The organism is Streptomyces sp. AM 2-1-1 (assembly GCF_029167645.1).
Taxonomy (GTDB): domain Bacteria; phylum Actinomycetota; class Actinomycetes; order Streptomycetales; family Streptomycetaceae; genus Streptomyces.
Map to the genome: position 1 here is coordinate 6,640,891 of NZ_CP119147.1, position 18,882 is coordinate 6,659,772.

The 18,882-nt window shown below is 73.0% G+C and carries 12 protein-coding genes; 4 read left to right on the plus strand and 8 right to left on the minus strand.

Annotation, left to right across the window (positions count from 1 at the left end; genetic code table 11):
• Positions 1-84: 84 nt before the first annotated feature.
• Positions 85-1,209 carry an RNA ligase gene (locus PZB77_RS28760; RefSeq protein WP_275495549.1) on the plus strand — a complete coding sequence of 375 codons (1,125 nt, stop codon included), beginning with the start codon at positions 85-87 and terminating at the stop codon, positions 1,207-1,209.
• Between the two features lie 81 nt (positions 1,210-1,290).
• Here the strand turns inward: PZB77_RS28760 and PZB77_RS28765 are convergent, their stop codons facing one another.
• The 3 genes from PZB77_RS28765 to PZB77_RS28775 all read right to left on the minus strand — a co-directional run bounded on the left by PZB77_RS28765 (position 1,291) and on the right by PZB77_RS28775 (position 6,594).
• Positions 1,291-2,673, minus strand: a complete 1,383-nt coding sequence (locus PZB77_RS28765; RefSeq protein ID WP_275496256.1) for a hypothetical protein — start codon at positions 2,671-2,673, stop codon at positions 1,291-1,293.
• A gap of 619 nt (positions 2,674-3,292) precedes the next feature.
• Positions 3,293-4,966 (minus strand): cellulase family glycosylhydrolase, encoded by a 1,674-nt coding sequence (locus PZB77_RS28770; RefSeq protein WP_275495550.1) that lies wholly within the window; start codon positions 4,964-4,966, stop codon positions 3,293-3,295.
• A 476-nt stretch (positions 4,967-5,442) separates the two neighbouring features.
• Positions 5,443-6,594, minus strand: a complete 1,152-nt coding sequence (locus PZB77_RS28775) for a glycosyltransferase 87 family protein (RefSeq protein ID WP_275495551.1) — start codon at positions 6,592-6,594, stop codon at positions 5,443-5,445.
• Between the two features lie 437 nt (positions 6,595-7,031).
• Between PZB77_RS28775 and PZB77_RS28780 the strand changes: the two genes are divergently transcribed.
• Entirely contained in the window at positions 7,032-9,353 is a 2,322-nt protein-coding gene (locus PZB77_RS28780; protein WP_275495552.1) for a helix-turn-helix domain-containing protein, read from the plus strand.
• Positions 9,354-9,541: 188 nt separating this feature from the next.
• Here the strand turns inward: PZB77_RS28780 and PZB77_RS28785 are convergent, their stop codons facing one another.
• Entirely contained in the window at positions 9,542-10,507 is a 966-nt protein-coding gene (locus PZB77_RS28785) for a LysR family transcriptional regulator (protein ID WP_275495553.1), read from the minus strand.
• Between the two features lie 173 nt (positions 10,508-10,680).
• Here PZB77_RS28785 and PZB77_RS28790 point away from each other — a divergent pair, with 173 nt between their 5' ends.
• A complete protein-coding gene (locus tag PZB77_RS28790) occupies positions 10,681-12,081 on the plus strand; it encodes an FAD-linked oxidase C-terminal domain-containing protein (protein ID WP_275495554.1) in 1,401 nt (466 codons plus the stop codon).
• Positions 12,082-12,164: 83 nt separating this feature from the next.
• Here PZB77_RS28790 and PZB77_RS28795 read toward each other — a convergent pair whose 3' ends face one another.
• On the minus strand, positions 12,165-12,977 hold the full coding sequence (locus PZB77_RS28795) for a maleylpyruvate isomerase family mycothiol-dependent enzyme (protein ID WP_275495555.1): 813 nt from the start codon (positions 12,975-12,977) through the stop codon (positions 12,165-12,167).
• A 377-nt stretch (positions 12,978-13,354) separates the two neighbouring features.
• Between PZB77_RS28795 and PZB77_RS28800 the strand changes: the two genes are divergently transcribed.
• Positions 13,355-14,200, plus strand: a complete 846-nt coding sequence (locus PZB77_RS28800; protein WP_275495556.1) for an SDR family NAD(P)-dependent oxidoreductase — start codon at positions 13,355-13,357, stop codon at positions 14,198-14,200.
• A gap of 57 nt (positions 14,201-14,257) precedes the next feature.
• On the opposite strand, the gene PZB77_RS28805 is transcribed toward PZB77_RS28800, so the two are convergent.
• The 3 genes from PZB77_RS28805 to ccrA form a co-directional block, all read right to left on the minus strand.
• Complete coding sequence (locus PZB77_RS28805) at positions 14,258-15,403, minus strand: beta-ketoacyl-ACP synthase III (RefSeq protein ID WP_275495557.1); 1,146 nt, start codon at positions 15,401-15,403, stop codon at positions 14,258-14,260.
• Positions 15,400-17,298 carry a fatty acyl-AMP ligase gene (locus PZB77_RS28810; RefSeq protein ID WP_275495558.1) on the minus strand — a complete coding sequence of 633 codons (1,899 nt, stop codon included), beginning with the start codon at positions 17,296-17,298 and terminating at the stop codon, positions 15,400-15,402. The genes PZB77_RS28805 and PZB77_RS28810 overlap by 4 nt, the downstream gene beginning before the upstream one ends.
• A gap of 109 nt (positions 17,299-17,407) precedes the next feature.
• Positions 17,408-18,763 carry a crotonyl-CoA carboxylase/reductase gene (gene ccrA, locus PZB77_RS28815; protein ID WP_275495559.1) on the minus strand — a complete coding sequence of 452 codons (1,356 nt, stop codon included), beginning with the start codon at positions 18,761-18,763 and terminating at the stop codon, positions 17,408-17,410.
• Positions 18,764-18,882 lie beyond the last annotated feature (119 nt).

The following is an 18,882-nucleotide window of genomic DNA, read 5'->3' on the forward strand; positions in this document are numbered from 1 at the left end:
AGGGAGTCCTCGGTGCGGGGCGCGGACCCTCCGCCGGTGGGAAAAGGCGTGGCCCGCACGGACCCGGCCCTCCAGGCTGTCCGCATGACCGACCTCGACACCCTCCTCCCGCCCGCCGATCTCGCCGCCGCCATGGAGGCCGGGCACGTCGGCCGGAAAACCCACCCCACTCTGCCCCTGTCGATCTACACCTACACCCGGGAATGCCAGTACGGGCACGTCTGGACTCCGGTCACCCTGCGCTGCCGGGGGCTGATAGCCGACGACACCTCCGGCGCACTGGTCGCCCTGCCGTTCCCCAAGCTCTTCCTGACGGCCGTGCACGGCGTACACGACTTCGCCCCGCTACTGCCCGCGGAGCCGTTCGAGATCTTCGAGAAGGCGGACGGCTCGCTGATCATCGTCTTCCACTACGACGGCCGCTGGCACACCGCGTCGAAGGGGAGCTTCGACTCCGATCAGGCCCGGTGGGCGCGGACCGTCCTCGACGCGGCCGACCTCACCGGCCTCGACCCCGGGCTCACCTACCTCGCCGAGGCGATCTACCCGGGCAATCGCGTCGTCGTCGACTACGGCCGCCGCGAAGACCTCGTCCTCCTCGCCGCCTACCGGCCGGCCGACGGCAGCGAGGCCCCCCTGGCGGCCGTCGCCCCGGGATGGACACCGATCGGCACGGTCGTCCGGTCCTGGGGCCTGTGCGACGGCCTCGCGGAGGTGGAGCGACTCGCCGGCGCGAACACCACCCTCACCGGCACGGCCGCCGACGGCACGGACGAGGAGGGGTACGTCATCCGCTACGCCTCCGGGGTCCGGGCGAAGATCAAGTTCTCCGCCTACCTCGCCCTGCACAAGCTCTTCACCGGCACGAACGAACGGACCGTCCGGGACGTGCTGGCGTCCGGCCAGGACCCGGCAGTCCTGTTCGACAGGACACCCGACGAGTTCGCCGACTGGACCCGCGCCGTCGCGGCCTCCCTGTGGGAGCGGCACGACGCACTCGTCGAGGGGGCGGTCGAGGAGTACGGCCGTGTCATGGCGGCGCTCCCGGCCGATCACGACCGCAAGGACTTCGCCCTGGAAGTGGCGAAGACCGTGCACCGAGGTGTCCTCTTCCTCCTTCGCGACGAACGCCGTGCCGCGGTGAGCGAATGGGCGTGGAAGCAGGTCGAGCCGCGCGCCGAGCGACCTTTCCGGAACGCCGAGGAGTGAAGGGCGGCGGTGACGCGGCTGCTCCGGCGGCGCGGTCCACCGGCCGCGCGGCCCCGCCCCGTCACCGTCCCCCGCGTTCGCTCAGCCGTTGGACACGCGTACCACGCCGGTGACGGTCCCCTGGTACACCACACCGCCCGGTGCGATGGAGCCCACCATCTGGAGGCTGTCGAAGAGCGAACCGGTGCCGACGGACTTGGTACGGACCGTCCTTCCGGTCTCCGGGTCGATCTCCGCGTAGGCGTAGTTGTCCAGGATGGAGGTGCTGTGGGTACCCGGGACGAGCGGACTGCGGATGATGGTGTGGAGGAGGCCGTCGGCCGTGGACAGCCGGGGCACGGCCGAGGAGCGGGTGTCGGTGTCCCACTTCAGGTCGCAGCCGGAGCCGTCGGCCCGTACGTCGACCCGGCTGAAGCCGCCCGTGAAGTCGGCGGAGGCGGGCACGCTGGCGCCGGCGTTCTGGGGGAGCGCCGGGTAGGGGTAGCCGTAGGTGCTGGCGACGAAGACCGCGTTGCCCACCGCGACGGGGGAGTTCTCGCTGCCGCTGCCGGACTTGAGTACCGGAACCGAGCAGACCTGGGCCCCGGTGCCCGTCCGGTACACGAGGAGGTTCTCGGTGGGCGAGGCGTTGTCCACGACGGTGACGTACTCGGTGCCGGTGCGGGGCCCGAAGAACGTCGGGGTCGAACCGGTGCCCCAGCTCAGCTGACCGGGCTTGCGGGCGGGCCCGCGGTCGTAGGCCCGCCGCCAGGTGACGGTGGGGGCGCCGTCGGCGGCGGCGGTCAGCAGGTACGTGGCATGGCTGGTGGCGATCGCCGTGCCCTCCGGCGCCGTCGAGATCGAGTTGTCGATGCGTTCCCCGGCCGGCAGAGCCAGGGAACGGACGGTACCGGTGCGGTCGTCGGCGGTACCCACCACACCACCGCCGGTGGCGAACCAGACGCGGCCCTGCCAGTCCGGCGACACTCCGGTGACGGCGTCGCCTTCCGGGACCGCCCCCGCCAAGGAGAGCGAACTCGCCACGAACAGCTCCCAGTTACCCGAAGCGTTGCGCCGGTGGCCGATCCGGAGCAGGGTGCGGTTGCCGTCGACCGCGACCAGTCGGTCCCGGTCATCCAGGTAGGCGTACACCCCGCCCAGCAGGGAGCCCTTGGCGATGGTCAGCTTCGTCAGCGACTCGCCGGTCGCGGGGTCGAGCAGGTGCACGGTGGGCACCTGGCCGAAGATCGGCGTGCACAGGGCGACCGGATAGCCGTCCGAGCCCACCAGGATCGTGGGGCACGCGGACTGGAGGGCGACCCTCTTCGAGGTGAGCGAACCGGCTCCCGGTCCCGGCAGCGGGGTGGCGTCGGACGAGCCGGTGTCGCCGTGCATGGTCGCGGTGCCCTGAGGGCCGCTGTAGGGGTTGTGCGGCGGCAGCGGGCCGGAGAGGGCCGCCGCCTGCGCGGGGAACGCCGCCACCAGGGTGAAGAGCGCGGCAGCGCCCAGCACGGCGGTGCGCGGGAACAGGGACGGACGAGACACGGCAGAGTCCAATCGCGTGGAGACGGTGAGGGGTCGCGGGCTCCGGCGCGGGCGGCTGGAGCCATCGCCACGCGCCGGAGGAGGGGCCGGCTGACATGGCGAAGGGGGAAGGCAGAGCACGTTCGCCCGCGACGTCGGGTACGACGGCGCGGTCCGGTGGTCGTCACTGCCAGGAGACCGGCGGGCGGGGCCGCTGCGCGGCAGGCCCTGGGGCGGACCCGGGACGCGGGGGAGTGCCGTGGGACGGCAGAGGTTCCCGTCGCGGAGGGACCGGTGGGATCAGCGACAGAGTGCGCTGGACTGCCTGCACTGGTCCACGTGGCGACGGGCCACGAGCAGGGCGGGTGAGTACCCGAGTTCCCCGAGGGATGTCATGGTCACGCACTTTGACACCCCGTGACACCCACGACAACGGGCGGTCCACATGGTGGACGGACGGACGTGTGGTGGCGGAGCCACAGCAGAACGGGATGGTGCCCGGCAGGAGTTGACACCTGCCGGGCACCGGGACGGGGAGCGATCGGGGCGGGGCCGAGTCCGATCGGCCGGCGCCGACCCGTCAGGCGAGGGTGCAGGCCGTGCCGCTGAGGTCGAAGGCGGTCGGTGCCGCGTTCGTGGCCCCCCGGTTGCCGAGGAAGCCGAGGGTGACCGAGGAACCGGCGGCGATGGATGCGGTGTACGAGGCCGGGGTCACGCTCACCGTGCTGCCGCTCTGCGTGGCGGTCCCGCCCCACATGCTGCTGATGGTCTGGCCGCCCGCGAAGGAGAAGCCGAGCTTCCAGCCGGTGAGGGCCGTGGTGCCGGTGTTGCGGAGGGTGATCTCGCCCTGGAATCCGCTCTGCCAGTCGCCCACCACGCGGTAGCCGACGGAGCAACGGGCACCGGGCGTGCCGCCACCGGTGGTGGTGGTGAGGCTCACCGCGGCCGAGCGGGCCGAACGGTTGCCGGCCGCGTCGCGCGCGTACACGGCGAAGGTGTAAGCGGTTCCGGCGGTGAGCGAGTTCACCGTGACGGTGGGAGAAGTGGACGCGGCGACCGAGGTCTCGGTGGTGCCGCTCACGCGGACGACCTCATAACCCGTCACGCCGACGTTGTCGGTCGCGGCGGCCCAGGTGAGGGTGGCCGAGGAGGCGGTCACCGCCGAGGCGGTCGGCGTACCGGGAGCGGTCGGGGCCTGGGTGTCGGCCGCGGCGCCGCCGAAGACGGTCGCCTCCTTCGAGGTCTGCGCGATGCCGTTGACGCCGTGGAAGATGCGCTCGCCCCAGGCGCTGAGCCGGGTCGGGTCGAAGTCGATGACCAGGTCCAGGATCGGGTCCGTGTTGCCGCTCCAGGACCAGGCCAGGTAGCCGAGCTTCAGCCGCTGGGCGGTGGCCATCATGGTGTCCTCGTCCGGGTCGCCGTACTGGTCCGCCGGTCCACCGAACTCACCGATGAGAATCGGGAGTTTGGCGCTCACGAAGGCGTTCAGGTAGTCCGTGACGGCCTGGGCGGTGTTGTAGACGCTGTACATGTGGATCGAGAAGATCAGGTTGCCGGTGGTGTCGGCGTCGTACACGGCCTGCGCGTTGGCGCGCATGACGCCCTGCCAGTCCTGGCCCCAGTTGGGTGCGTCGACCATGATCGTGTGCTGGAAGCCGGCGCTCCGGAGCTTCTGGACGGCGCTGATGGTGGGCGCGGTCCACCCGGCCGGGTTGGTGTTGCCCCAGGGCTCGTTGCCGATGTTGATGATGATGTAGCTCTCTTGGCCGGCCAGCACGTCCTTCAGGCTGATCCAGTAGTCGGCCGCGTGGTCGAGGGTGCCCGCGGCGGAGTCCTCGCCGTATCCGGTGGTGTCGTGCACCTCCAGGACGCAGATGAGCCGGTTGGCCTTGCACTGGGCGATGATCCCGGCGACTTCGGTGGGGCTGTTCTTCGTCCACCGGTAGCCGTCGGAGAGTACGACGCGGACCGAGTTGGCGCCCGTCGCCTTGATGTCGGCCAGCGACTGCGTCTCGCCCGGGTACCAGGTGTGCGCGTGGTTGACCCCGCGCATCACGAAGTCGTTCCCGTTTCCTTCGACGAGACGCCCGTCGCTGATGTGGAGCCCGGTGGCGGCTGCCTCCGCCGACCGGGCCTGCGCCATGGCGGTCGCCGGCGCGAGGGCGCCGACGAGGAGGAGCCCGAGGAGAGCGGTCAGCGCTCGCCTCAGGAGGGTGGTGGGTGTGGTCCGTGCCGTACTGCTCGCTGTTCTCACTGCGGCTCCAGAGGGTGGACGCGTCACGCATAGGGTGTGGGAGCGCTCCCAAGGATGGGAGCGCTCCCATGAAGCCACCATGACGGGGGCACGTCAAGGCATCGCGCACGGCGGGGACGCTGGACTCCGGACCGGGAAGCCGAGTTGATGGGGTTTCGGGTGATGGGGTCGACGAGAGGGCGCCGGGAGGTGTGGCATCGATTCGACATGGGGAGCACGACATCGATGTCCGCGCCGGGGATGACGGTGAAGGTGACGAGGGAGTGCACGGTCCGGATCGTGCCGACCACGATCGGCTCGCCGCTGTCGACCTTGGCGGTGGAGAAGGCGGGGCCCAGCGCGTCGTCTCTGCCGCCCTGGAGGAAACTGCCGCCCGCGCCGGCCTCCAGGCCGGGGGGCCACGGTCGGAATTCCCGGCGAGGGCGCTGACCGTGCCCCGTTCCCGGCCGTCGGCGGGCGGGCGGCTCCGACCGGGTTCAGAGTCGCTCTGCGGCCAGGTGCGGTACTGGACTGCTGGTGTCCTGGTCCGGCGTCGGTTCCGGGACGGTCAGGACGGTGCAGCGGGCCCAGATCAGGAGGGTGAGGGGGTAGACGGCGTAGCCGATGCGGGTTGCCGGAGACAGCAGGATGGCGATGGTGAGGCCGAGCGCGAGCCGGTGGGCGGCCGCCGCCGTGGTCGTCGGCGGCCGGACGATGAGCGACAGGGCTACGGCGACGGCTCCGACGCCGATGAGAACGACGGCGACGGTCTTGCCGTGGGGCAGCAGGGCGGAGAGCAGGGCGCCCAGGAGCGGGCTGGCGGCGGTCGAGGCGGTATCGCTCAGTCCGAAGGGGTAGAGCACCGCGTTGTCGAGAAAGGCGTGGGGATCGGCCAGGAGCGGCGGCGCGACCACCGACGCCGCCACCGCGACCGCCACCGCAGCCGATATCCTGGCCGCGCGTGCTCCTCTGGTCGCGGCCAGGAGGACGACGACGACCGGGATGGCCGGCCACGCGGTCCACTTCAAGATGGCTGCCGCTCCCAGTGCCAGGCCCGCACCCGCAGCACGGCCCCGGTGCGCGTATGCCAGGGCCAGAAGGACGAAGGCCACGACCACGGGATCGACCCCGCCGATGGCCAGCGGCAGCGCCACGACGGGGCAGGCCGCGATCCATGTCGCCCCCGTCACCGCCGTGCGCCGGGCCGACGGCCGGCCCTTGACCAGCACGGCCACGGCAGCGGCCAGCGTGGCAGCGAACCCTGCCAGATTCCACAGGCGGGCGCCGGCCAGCACTCCCGCGCCGAACACGGCGTGAGGGACCCCGAAAAGGGCCATGCCGGGGAGGTAGGGGTTGAAGTCGCGCACCGCGACCGGATGCGAGAGATAAGGGGTGCCGGTCTCCAGGAAGTGCTGGGCGGACCGTTCGACGACGCCGACCTCCATCTGCTGCAGGCCCACGGCAGTCAGCCACACCAGCGGAACGACCAGCGCGCCGACGACGCCGATCAGGGCCGCCGTACGAGACCACGGGACACGGGAACGCCGCGACACCAGCGCGGCGCAGGCATAGGCGAGAGCAGCGGCAAGTCCCCACCGGTGCTGCGACGTGTTCGACGCGGAAGCAAGCCCCACAGCGAGGGCCGTCACGGAACTCGTCGCCAGTGCCCACAGGTCCCACCGGCGGACAGTCGTGTCGGAGCGGTGGTCCGGACGTCGACCGGAAGCATCTGGAAATCGCGATATGTGCATGTGAAGGTGGCCTTGGCTAGGAAGTCGTCCGCGCGAGTGGACGGACGCGCAGCGAGCGGTTGGACGCGCCGGCGAAGCGGCGGCCGCAGCCGGGCGGCCGGCGCGGCGCCCTGCGTCACGTGGGACGCGCTCCGGCCCGGCTGATCCGCGCCCTGGCGCCTTCTCCCCGGAGGAGAGCGCGGGGCCGCGCCCGGCTCACCTCATCCAATCCAGTGCCGGTCAGGAGGACCAGGAAGTTCGACCGGCAGATGAAGCGGCCCGCATACTTCTGCCGGTGAGTACGACGGCAGGTACGCCGGTACGGCCGGGCCGCGCGGATCAGGGGGACCACAGCTGTGGGCGACAACGAGTTCGGCGAGCGCCTGCGTGCACTGCGTACGGGAGCCGGTATCAGCCAGGAACTGCTGGCACAGCGGGCTGGGATCAGTGTGCGGGCCCTGTCGGACATGGAGCGGGGGCGGACACGGGGGCCCCGGCAGCGCACGGTGGCGGCATTGGCAGCGGCCATGGGAGTGGACGGCGATGTGGGCCACGAGCTGGAGGACGCCGCCCGGTCGGGCCGTTCGCGGGCCGTCGGCGGCACGGGGCCGGGCGGGGGGAGGACGGCTGGGCACGGGCTGGCGTTGCCGCGTGACCTCAGTGACTTCACCGCCCGGGGCCCCGCCCTGGCCGGGCTGCGGGTTCTGGCCGAACACCTCGATCCCGCCCGGCCGCCGGTCGCCGTGATCTGCGGGCAGCCCGGGCTGGGCAAGACCGCCTTCGCGGTGCACGCCGCCCATGCCCTGGCGCCCGGTTTCCCGGACGGGCAGTACGCCGTCGACCTGCGCGGCATGGACCCGGAGCCCACACCGCCGCGCGAGGTGCTCGCCCGGCTCCTGCACGCGCTCGGCGTGGCCGAGACAGCCGTCCCGGCCTCCACCGACGAGCGCAGCGGTCTCCTGCGGTCGGTGCTGCGCGAGCGGCGGGTGCTGCTCCTTCTGGACAACGCCGCGGGCGAGGACCAGGTCCGCCCCCTGCTGCCCGGCCACGGCGCCTCTCTCACCCTGGTCACCAGCCGCCGCTCGCTGGCCGGGCTGGAAGCCGTCCACCGCACGGAGCTGGCGCTGCTGCGCCGGGAGGAAGCGGTCGAACTTCTCACCCGCGTCATCGGGTCGGAGCGGGTCGAGCGGGAGGCACAGGCGGCCCGCGACCTGGCGGAACTCTGTGGGTACTTGCCCTTGGCCATGCGCATCGCCGCCCAGCGCCTGGCCTCGCGACCCGGCGAGACCCTGGCGAAACTCGTCGCCCAGCTCACCGCTCACGGGGACCGCCTGGACACCCTGCAGGCAGGCTCTCTGCAGATACGGTCCGCCTTCACCTTGTCCTACCGTCAGCTCAGCCCGGCCGCCCGCACCGTCTTCCGCCGTGCCTCACTCGCCCACGGCCCTGACTTCAGCCCCGCCACCGCAGCCCTCCTGGCAGGCGTACCCCCACGCCAGGCCGTGCGCTGCCTGGAACGGCTGACCGACGCCGGACTGCTCCAGCCCCACTCCACCGCCGACCGCTACCGCTTCCACGACCTCCTGCGCCTGTTCGCCGCCGAACAACTGGTGGAGGATGACGATGCCACCCAGATCGCCGCTGCCCAGGAACGAACCGCCCACTGGGTCCTGCGCCGGGCCACCGCCGCCGCACTGCGCTTCGATGCCGACCGCCACCAGGACGCGCCCGAAGGAGACCCCGACCTGGCCACCGCGCCCACCGATCGCGAGCAGGCCCGGATCTGGCTGGAAGCCGAGCGGCCCCAGTGGCTCGCGGCCCTGGGCCGGGCCCAGGCGGCGGGCCGGCACCAGCAGGTCATCGAAGCCGCCGAAGCGATGCACTGGTTTTCCGACGTGACCGCGCACTGGGAACTGTGGGCGGAGGTGTTCCAGCGGGCCGTTGAGTCCGCCCGCGCTCTCGGCAGCAGGCGAGACGAGGCCGTCCACCTCAACTACCTCGCCTGGGCCTACAACTTCTGCCTCCACGACTACTCCGCCGCCCTGGCCGCCGCACAGGCCGCCCTGCCCGCGGCACACGAGGCCGCGGACCAAGTCCAAGCGGGATGGGCCCTGGGCTACGCGGCAGGCGCGCTCCGCCGACTCGGAAGGACCGACGAGTCCATTGTCCGGCTGCACGAAGCAGCCGCCCACCTCAAGGACCACACCGACCCGCGAGTCCGCCTCGCCGAACTCACCATTCTCATAACCCTGGGCCAACACCTGCGCCACGCCAACCGGGCGGACGAGGCCCTGGTCATCCACCGCCGCTGCGAAGCCCTCTGCCTCGCCGGAGTGCCGGGGAAGCCGCACGACCTCGTCGCTTCTTATGTGGCGCAGACCCGCCATCACCTCGGCAGCGACCTCATGGCCATGGGGCGATGGGGCCAGGCCGAATCGCCTTTGCGTGCCGCCTTGGCCCACTGGGAGGCAGGCCGGATGCCGGCCTGGAGCGAACCCGTCCGCCTCGACCTGGGCATCACCCTGCGTCACCTCGACCGCCACGACGAGGCCCGCGCGACGTTGACCACGGCCCACCGCACCCTCGCCGGGCTGAACAACCCCCGCCACGGCGAAGCTGCCGACGAACTGCGCCGGATCACTGCGGGGTTCGGCATCGCCGACCAGCCGGTCGGCTGAGGCGCCTCGTACCTCCGGACGCGACCGCCGACCGCATCGCGGGACTGAGAGCCGAGGTGGTGTGCGACGGCCCGGGGTGCTCACCTCCCGCTCTCCCGCACGAAGAGACCAGTCCGGTGCCCGCTCGGCGAAGTACGCGGCAGATCGGCTCGACACCGCCGAAGCCGGCCTGCTGCCCGTCGGCGAACCTACGAGCGTGCGTGGGGCCGGTCGAGTTCGGCCGCGAAGAAAGACGCCGCAGCTTTCAGGGTGTCGGTCGCGCTGCGCGACTCGGTGTTCTCGTCGTCGTCGGCGCCCGGGTCTTCGAGCCCGACCAGCAGCGTACGAACGGCCTCCACCGCGTGCATGACCATCGCGGGGTCGGCCCCCGGCCGGGCGTGCGCGCTCATCCGGATCGCTGGTGCCCGCGGGAGGCCCGGGTACGCGACCAGGCCCTCCGGGTCGCGCCCCGCCGTGGCGAGCAGGGCCACCCCCAACCCGGCGCGTGCGGCCTCCAGCACGCCCGCCAGATAGCCGGCGTCGCAGACGACCGAGGCGGCGATGCCGTGCGCGGAGAGTACGTCCAGCGCCCTGCGGCGGATCGCGCACGGCGCCGCGACCGCCACCAGCGGAAGGGGTGCCGGGCCGGGCGGTGGGGTCCATCCCGGCGCCGCGTACCAGCTCAGCGGCATGGAGCCGACCTGCATGCCCTCCGTGGAGGCCGCCTCGGTCACGTACACCGCCAGGTCCACCGACCTGCGGTCGACCGCCTCGACGAGGCGCGCGGAGCGGTCGATGCGGAACCGGACCCGGCAGTGCGGCAGCGTCCCGTGGACGGCCTCGGTGATCCGGGGGAGGAGCTGATCGGCTCCGTGCTCGGTGGAGCCGATGACGATGGTGGCGGGTTCCGCGTCGAGCAGCCTGCGCGCGGCGTCGTCGTGCACACCGAGTATCCGCCGCGCCTCCTCCAGCAGGAGGTTCCCGGCCTCGGTGAACCGGGTGGACCGGCCGGCCCGTTCGACCACCGGCCTGCCCAACGCCCTTTCCAGCCGCCGGACATGCTGGCTCACCGCCGACTGACTGAGCGTCAGGGCTTCGGCGGCCCGGTGGAATCCGCCCCGGTCCGCGACGGCGACGAGACTGCGCAGGGCGACGATGTCGAAGACTGGTCCCATGGACGGCACGCTAGCACCAACCAATAAGCATTCGCGATCACTTGTGATCGTTCCTCCTTGTTGAAGGTGTGCGGCGGGTTCCGCCATCCTGGCCGCATGTCGCACCCCCGCACGTCGCACCCCTGCCCGGTCCGCCTGTCGCCCGCTCCTGTGCCGTGCGTCTCGGCCGGAGCGTGAACACGGCCCTCCAGTCCGTCGAACAGGCTTCCGCGGGAGCCCGGTTGCTCGGCCTGCTCGCCCGGGACCTGCCCCCCGACCGGCTCACCAGCGACCCGCGACGCACCGTGCCGTACGCCACGGACCGCTCGGGAGCCCCTGCCCGCGGTGAACCGCTCGCCGTGGTGCACGCCCTGCGGACCGACGACGTGTCCACGGTCCTGCGCCACGCGGACGCCCTGCGGGTTCCGGTCGTGCCGCGCGGCGCGGGTACGGGACTCTCGGGCGGGGCGACGGCCGGCGACGGCGATCTGGTGCTCGACCTGTCCCGGATGAACCGGATCGTCGAACTCGCCCCGGACGACCAGCTCGCCGTCGTCGAACCCGGAGTCGTCACGGCCGACCTCGACCGGGCCGCCGCCACCCACGGCCTGCGCTACGCCCCCGACCCGGCGAGCGCGGCGCTCTCCACGATCGGCGGGAACATCGCGACCAACGCCGGCGGACTGCGCTGCGCCAAGTACGGGGTCACCCGCGACAGTGTGCTGGGACTGGAGGCCGTCCTCGCGGGCGGGACCGTCGTACGAACCGGCCGGCGCACCGTCAAGGGGGTCGCCGGGTACGACCTGACGGCCCTGCTCACCGGATCCGAAGGCACTCTCGCCGTCATCACCGGGGCGACCGTGCGGCTGCGACCGGTACCGGTCGCCACCGCCACCCTGGCGGCCTGGTTCGACACCTTCGCCGACGCGGCCGACGCGGCGGGCGCGATCACGGCCGCCGGTATCGAACCCGCGATGGCCGAACTGCTCGACGGCCCGGTGCTCGGGGCGATCGACGCGGCCGAGGGCACCGCGCTGCGCGGACGGGGCGAGGCCCTCCTCATCGTCCAGTGCGACGGCGCCGGCGCGCACGCCGAGGCAGGACGGGTCGCGGCCCTCCTGGAGAAGTCCGCCTCCGCGCTCACCGTCGCCGACGACGACGCGGGGGCGGACGCCCTGCTCGCCGCCCGCCGACTCGCGCTGCCCTCCCTCGAACGCCTCGGCCGTCCCCTGATCGAGGACATCGCCGTCCCCCGCTCCCGGATGGCCGAAGCGGTGCGGGGCATCGCGGAGATCTCCGCCCGGCGCGGCGTACCGGTCTTCACCCTGGCCCACGCGGCGGACGGCAACCTGCACCCCGTCATCGTGGTCGACGCGGGCCCGGCCGGACTGCCCGAGGCGGCGTGGGAAGCGGCGGGCGACATCTTCGCCCTCGCGCTGCGCCTGGGGGGCACACTCACCGGCGAACACGGCGTCGGCACCCTCAAACGCCAGTGGATCGCCGAGGAGTTGGGAGCGGAGAACCACGCGTTGCAACGGCGCATCAAGGCCGCGTTCGACCCGCACGCCATCCTGAACCCGGGGAAGGCCGTCTGAGTCGGGCACCGTACGGCCCGCCCCCTCCACCACACGCCCCTCCACCACACGCCGACCCGCCCCCGGGGTCCGGTGCGGCGGGGTCAGGGTGCGACGAAGAGGGAGGGGAACCGAGGGCCCAGCCAGGGTTTGCGCCCCACGGCGAACACCTGGCCGCGGGCCATGGCCCGCCACGTGTCGCGTCGCCCCAGCGCGATGAGGAGGAAGGCGACGGGGTCGATGACGACGGTGCAGTCGGGCCGCTCCGGCGGCCCCTCCGTGACCGTCACCGTGCCGTCGGCCAGCGTGACGCCGAACGCCGGGCCACCGCCACGCAACCGGACGCCGTACCGGGCCGTGAGACGGGCGGTGGCGGCCGTGTCGGCGACGCGCGGCATGACGCGGAGCAGGAACGGCACGCACAGGGCCACACGGCAGTCGTCGATCATGTGGGGGCGGCGCAGCGCACGAGCGAGGTCGTGTCCGTGGCCCAGCATGTGCGTCAGCAGGTACGACGCGAGGACGGCCCGGTCCATCGGACCCAGCGGTGTGATCAGCGCGGATCGGTCGGCCGCCGCGCCGGGCCGTCCGGTCCGGGACCGTTCCGCGGCAACGAGGAACGCTTCGGCCTGCTCCACGATCATCGCCGCCAGCGGCTGTGCCCGGCGCTCCCCGAACGCGGCCAGCGCCCGCGCGTTGGCCGGTGCCAGGCTCTCCGGCGTCCCGTCCCCGTACGGGCGTTCGTGCCCGGCCGCGAGGTCCGCCATCAGCTCGTTGGCCAGCGCCAGATGGGCTGCGGCCTCCCCGACCGTCCACGCGGAACCGGGTACGGGGACCGAGGTGTCGGACACCCCCCGCAGCAGCGTGGCGATGTCCTCGGCGGTCTTCCGTATCGCCTCTCGGAGCGGTTCCGGCAAGGCCCCGGATCCGTTCCCGTCCTGCCGTACCGTCGTCGGTCGCACGTCGCCCGCTTTCCCTTCGCCCCGCCCTCCCCGCTGTGCGGGGACGCGCGTACCCCATCACACTCCAGGACGCCGGACAATCCCTTCCGCGCACCGTCCGGGGGACCGCCGGACGTCAGGCGGGTCCCGCGGTCGGCGCGCGGCACGTTAGGGGGCCCGGAAATAGGGGTTGGCCGCTCACGGGGGCGGTGACACGGTGGTGCCGTCCCAGGAGCTGCCCGCCCCGCATCCGGCCCGACGTGTCCGGTGCGGGAGCCGAGCCCTCCCACCCCCGCCCGTGCGACCGCGCGTACGAACCCGCGCGCGGGTACCGGCACTTCCCAGGAGGTCTCATGACCGACCGCCGCACCGTCCTCATCACCGGCACCTCCTCCGGCATCGGCCTGGCCACCGCGGTCGCCGCGGCCACGGCCGGCTGGAACGTCGTCGCGACCCTGCGCGACACCGGCAGGGCCGATGCCCTGCGCGCGGCCGTGGAGGCGGCCGGTGTCGCCGAGCACGTGCGGATCGCGCGTCTCGACGTGACCGACCCGGCGTCCGTCACGGAAGCGGTCACCGGGGCGGTCGCCGCGTACGGGCGGCTCGACGCGGTGATCAACAACGCCGGGGTGGGACAGCTCGGCACCGTCGAGCAGATCGGCGTCGAGCCGTTCCGCGCCGTCATGGAGGTGAACTTCTTCGGGGTCGTGGAGGTGACGCTCGCGGCGCTCCCGCATCTGCGCGCGAGCGGAGGGCGGGTCATCACCGTCAGCAGTCTCGGCGGAGTGATCGGCCAGCCCTTCAACGAGGCCTACTGCGCGGCCAAGTTCGCGGTCGAAGGGTTCCTGGAGTCACTCGCTCCGGTCGCGGCGAGCACCGGGGTGCGGGTCTCCGTGGTCGAACCCGGTCCGGTGGCCAGTGAGTTCGTCGCGTCCCTCGGGCCGTCCGTGCCGGGGCTGACCGAGGCCGCGGGCCCCTACGACGCCGCCTTCAAGGCGTACCTCGGTACCACGGAGGGCCTCTTCGACCAGGCGCAGAGCTCGGCCGGAGCGGCGGCCTCCGTGGTGGACGTACTCACCGCCGAGCGGCCCGCGTTCAGGGTGCAGACCTCCGGCCTCGCACGGGACCTCGCCGGGATCAAGCTGGCCGACCTCGACGGTTCCGCCGTCCAGACGTTCACCACGCCCTGGCTGTCCTGACCCTCCTGGCCCGGCTCTCCCCGGCCCCGGCTCTCCCCGGCCCCCGGGGGGAGCAGCTCAGGGCAGCGCCACCACCTGGGCCGCGTGCGCCAGTCCGGCACCGAAGCCCACCAGCAGCGCGAGGCCGCCCCGGGGCACCGCGCCCCGGGCGAGCAGCTCCTCCAGGGCGAGCGGAATGGACGCCGCGGAGGTGTTGCCCGCCCGCACGATGTCGCGGGCGACCACCACGTGGGGCGGCAGCCGCAGAGCGGCGGCCGCCCCCTCGATGATGCGCAGGTTGGCCTGGTGCGGTACGAACGCGGCCAGGTCGCCCGGTGCCAGCCCGGCCGCGTCGAGCGCGGCCCGGGCGGCCCCCGGCACCGTCGCCACCGCCCACCGGAAGACGGCGGGGCCGTCCATCCGCAGCGTCGGGGGCGCGGTGCCGGCCGCCGCGCCCACCGCGGGCCAGGGCGCCGAGTGGGCGATGGCCTCGTGGCGGTCGCCCTCGGAACCCCAGACCACCGGCCCGATCCCCGGCTCGGCCGCCGGTCCGACGACCACCGCGCCGGCCCCGTCCCCGAAGAGGAACGCCGTCCCGCGGTCCGTCGGGTCCACGATGTCGGACATCCGCTCGGATCCCACCACGACGACGTTCCTGCTGCTCCCCGACCTGATCAACGCGTCGGCCGTCGCCAGTGCGTGGCAGAACCCCGCGCAGGCCGCCCCCAGGTCCATGGCGCCGGCCGACCGCGCCCCGATGAGATGGGCTATCCGGGGAGCGGCCGGCGGGGACTGCTCACGGTGGGACATCGAGGCCAGCAGGACCGTGTCCACGCTCGACGGCGCGACCCCGGCCTGGGCCAGCGCCTTCAGCGAGGCGGCCGCCGCCATGGCGACCACCGTCTCGTCCGGTGCGGCGAACCGCCGGGAGACGATCCCCGACCTGCGCCGTATCCACTCGTCGCTCGAATCGATCGGCCCCGCGACCTCGTCGTTCTCCACCACCCGGGCGGGCCGGTAGGCACCCACGCCGAGAATGCGGGAACCAGCGACGGGGGCCGCCGCCCGCAACGTCGCCGTACCGCGCACGGCCGGCTCGCTCGCACCGCCCGCCGTTGCGGCCGTACCGCCCGGGGCCGGGGAGCCCGCCGCCTCTCCGGCGGCTCGGCTGCCGTCCTTCGACCGGCTCTCCGTCGACCCGCCGCCCGTCGTACCGGCGCTCATATCGCCTCCGGTGCGGACGTAGGGAGGGTACGCGCCGCGAACTCGCCGTCCAGGTAACGGCGTCGGGTCTCGCGGCGCTGGACCTTCCCGCTCGACGTCTTCGGCAGGGACCCGCGCCGGACCAGCAGGATCTCGTCAGCCTCCAGTCGCTGTCCGTCGAGCACGGCCTCCCGGACACGTGCCCGCAGTCCTTCCGCGCCCCCGTCACGCTGTGCCCGGCCGTCGGCCTCGACCACCAGGACGAGCCGCTCGGCCGCACCGTCGTCCACGGAGAACGCCGCCGCGCAGTTCGGCTGGAGCGCGTGGTCGGCGCTCTCGGCCGACACCTCGATGTCCTGGGGGTAGTAGTTGCGGCCCTTGCGGATGATCACGTCCTTCAACCGGCCCGTGACGAACAGTTCGCCGTCGTGCAGGAAGCCGAGGTCGCCGGTGCGCAGCCAGGTGCCCAGCTTCTCCTCACCGACCAGCCGCGCGCCGAAGGTGCGCAGGCTCTCCTCCGGCCGACCGTGGTAACCGTCCGCGACGCACGGGCCGTTGACCCAGATCTCGCCGACCGCGCCGTCCGGGAGCGGGGTCAGCTCCGCCGGATCAGCGATCCTGACCGAGGTCGTGCCGACCGTGGTGCCGCTGCCCACCGCGTGGACGGTACGCGGGGCGGCAGAGGGCCGCGGGGAGTCCGGCGACGCGGCCTCGCCGGCCGCCGGAGGTGCGGCGGGCGTGCCGACGGCCTGCTCGGCGCGGCCCTCGCGCAGCGCCTCGGCCGAGAGGACGAGCAGGGTGGGCTCCCGGTCCTCCCGGCTGCCGGTGGCCTTGAGGGTGTTCTCCGCCAGCCCGTAGCCGGGGCACATCGCGCTCGGCCGGAACCCCGCCGGGGCGAACGTCCCGGTGAAGGAGCGCACCGTGTCCCACCGCACGGGCTCGGCTCCGTTGGCGGCCACCCGGAGGGAGGAGAGGTCCAGCCCGGCGGAGAGGCCGTTGTCGGTGGCGTCCCGGACGCAGAGTTCGTACGCGAAGCTCGGTGCGGCGGTGTGGCTGCCCCGGAACCGGGAGATCGCCTCCAGCCAGCGTGAGGGCCGCCGGATGAAGGCCTCGGGAGCCATCAGGTAGGCGGGAATGCCCGCCCACAGCGGCAGCACGACTCCGAAGAGCATCCCCATGTCGTGGAAGAGCGGCAGCCAGTTGACGACGGCGCTGTCCGCCCGGCAGGGCCACAGCTGGTCCGTCTCGGCCACGTTGGCGCGGAAGTTGGCGTGGGTGACGCGGACGCCCTTCGGGTCTCCGGTGGAACCGGACGTGTACTGGAGCAGAGCGGTGTCGTCGGGACCGGCCGGGGGCAGCGGCCACGCGCCGTCCGGCTGGTCGTCCTCGGACCCGGCCCCCGGGCCGTCCCAGGCGTCGGAAGCGAGGAGGGTGAGCCCCGCCAGCTCCGGAGAGCCGCCGAAGCGCTGCTCCAGATCGCTTCTGACGGCGGTCGTGGTGAGCACGGTGGTGGTTCCCGCGTCGTCGGCTATGCGCCGCAGCCGCTCCAGGCCGCGCTGCCGGGTCGGCACCTGGACGGGAGCGCCCGCCACTCGGGCATACATGCAGGCGAGGAGCGAGGAGACGAACTCCAGGCCGGAGGGGTAGAGCAGCACGACGGCCCCCCCGCGCAGCCCCGCCGCGTCGAGCGCCGCGGCGCGGGACAGCGCCGCACGATGGAGCTGGCGGTAGGTCAGCTCCTGCTCGGGGGTCTCGCCGTTGCGGAGGAACACGTAGGCGGGATCGTCCGGTCGGGTACGGGCGCGCAGGCGCAGCACCTCGGGGAGGCTCGGCAGTTCGCCCGTCGTGACGTCCGGAGCGTGTGAGGCGCGTGCCGGGAGGTCCAGGGTGGTGGATGCGGAAGCGGTGGCGGTCATGGGGTGTCAGGCCTCTCGTCGCTGCGGCGTGGGTCGCCGGTGCGTTCGGCGGGGAGCGCTCGTGGCGGGAGCGGGAGCGGGGGCGCGGTACGCACTCCGCCCGGTGCGCTCACCGGGCGAGCGCCGGCTGCGGGAGGAGCGCGGAGCGCAGCGGACCGAGTCGCTCCTCGCCGATCCGGGCCCGCAGACCGGGATCGGTCACGCCGAGGCCCGCCTCGGGGGCGAGCGCCAGGACACCGACCTTGCCGGTGTGGCTGTTCGTCTGCACCAGGCGGGCCGCCTCACCGACCTCGTCCAGCGGATACACCTCGGAGAGGACCGGTGCGACGCTGCCCAGCTTGAGCAGCCGCATCATCTCCGCCGCCTCGTGGAGGTTCATTCCGTGGCTGCCCACGATGCGCTTGAGGTTCATCCAGAAGTACCGGTTGTCGAAGCTGTGGTCGTAGCCGGTGCTCGAACCGCAGGTGACGACCGTGCCGCCGCGCCGGGCGACGATCACCGAAATGCCGAAGGTGGCCCGGCCGACGTGGTCGAACACCACGTGCGGGTCCTCGCCGAGTTCCGCCCGGATGGCGCGGCCGAGCCGCTTGGCCAGCTCCACCGTCCCGGGCCCGGAGCCCGGATCCCCGCCGATGCCGATCTCCTCGCGGTTGATCACCACATCGCAGCCGAGTTTCCGCAGTTGCTCCGCCTTGGCCTCGGAGTTGACGACTCCGACCGGGATCCCCCCGCCGTTCTTGACCAGCTGGACGGCGAACGCGCCCAGCCCGCCGGTGGCGCCCCAGATCAGGACGATGTCACCCTGCTTGATGCGGGCGCCCCGGTCACTGACCAGCATGCGGTACGCGGTGCCGCCGCAGAGCGGCACGCAGGCGGCTTCCTCCCAGGTCAGGTGGGCCGGCTTGGGCAGCAGTTGGCTGGCCCGCACCACGGTGTAGTGCGCCAGGCCGCCGAAGTTGGTCTCGTACCCCCAGGCCTTCTGATCGGCACCGAGCATGCCGTCGGAGTGCGTCACCGGGTCCTGCTCGTCCACCACCGCCGCGTTGACGGCGACGTGGTCACCCACCTTCCAGCGCCGGACCCCGGCTCCCGTGCGCACGATCACGCCGGCCGCATCGGAGCCCACGACCTGGAACGGCTGGTCGTGGCGGGCGTTGTAGCCCCCGGTACGGGCATAGCGCTTGAGGGCGTTGAAGGTGGAGACGGGCTGGAAGGTGGCCGACCAGACGGTGTTGTAGTTGATGGAGCTGGCCATGACGGCGACCAGCACCTCGTCCGGAGCGAGTTCCGGCATCGGAACCCGGTCCACCCGCAACGAGCGGCGTACGTCCTTGTCCGCCTCGCCGTCGAATATCCCGACGTCCTCCTGCCGGATGTGGGCGGCCACGAATTCCTTGGGCACGGGGGCGCTCTCCAGTTCCTCGGGGGAGGCCCCCCGGAGAACTGCCTCGGTCAGTGCATCCATGTCTGAACTCCGCTCGGATCGCCGGCACGCGAATCCCTCGCATGCTTTCCCATCGACGCTACGGCGGCCCATTTCCGGAGCGGAACCCCTAATCCACCGACCCTAGGGGGTTGCTTCCG

Bases quoted from the DNA above. Each gene is read 5' to 3' on its own strand.
- PZB77_RS28785 (WP_275495553.1), bottom strand. From the start codon at position 10,507: ATGGGACCAGTCTTCGACATCGTCGCCCTGCGCAGTCTCGTCGCCGTC.
- PZB77_RS28760 (WP_275495549.1), top strand. From the start codon at position 85: ATGACCGACCTCGACACCCTCCTCCCGCCCGCCGATCTCGCCGCCGCC.
- PZB77_RS28805 (WP_275495557.1), bottom strand. From the start codon at position 15,403: ATGAGCGCCGGTACGACGGGCGGCGGGTCGACGGAGAGCCGGTCGAAG.
- ccrA (WP_275495559.1), bottom strand. From the start codon at position 18,763: ATGGATGCACTGACCGAGGCAGTTCTCCGGGGGGCCTCCCCCGAGGAA.
- PZB77_RS28810 (WP_275495558.1), bottom strand. From the start codon at position 17,298: ATGACCGCCACCGCTTCCGCATCCACCACCCTGGACCTCCCGGCACGC.
- PZB77_RS28800 (WP_275495556.1), top strand. From the start codon at position 13,355: ATGACCGACCGCCGCACCGTCCTCATCACCGGCACCTCCTCCGGCATC.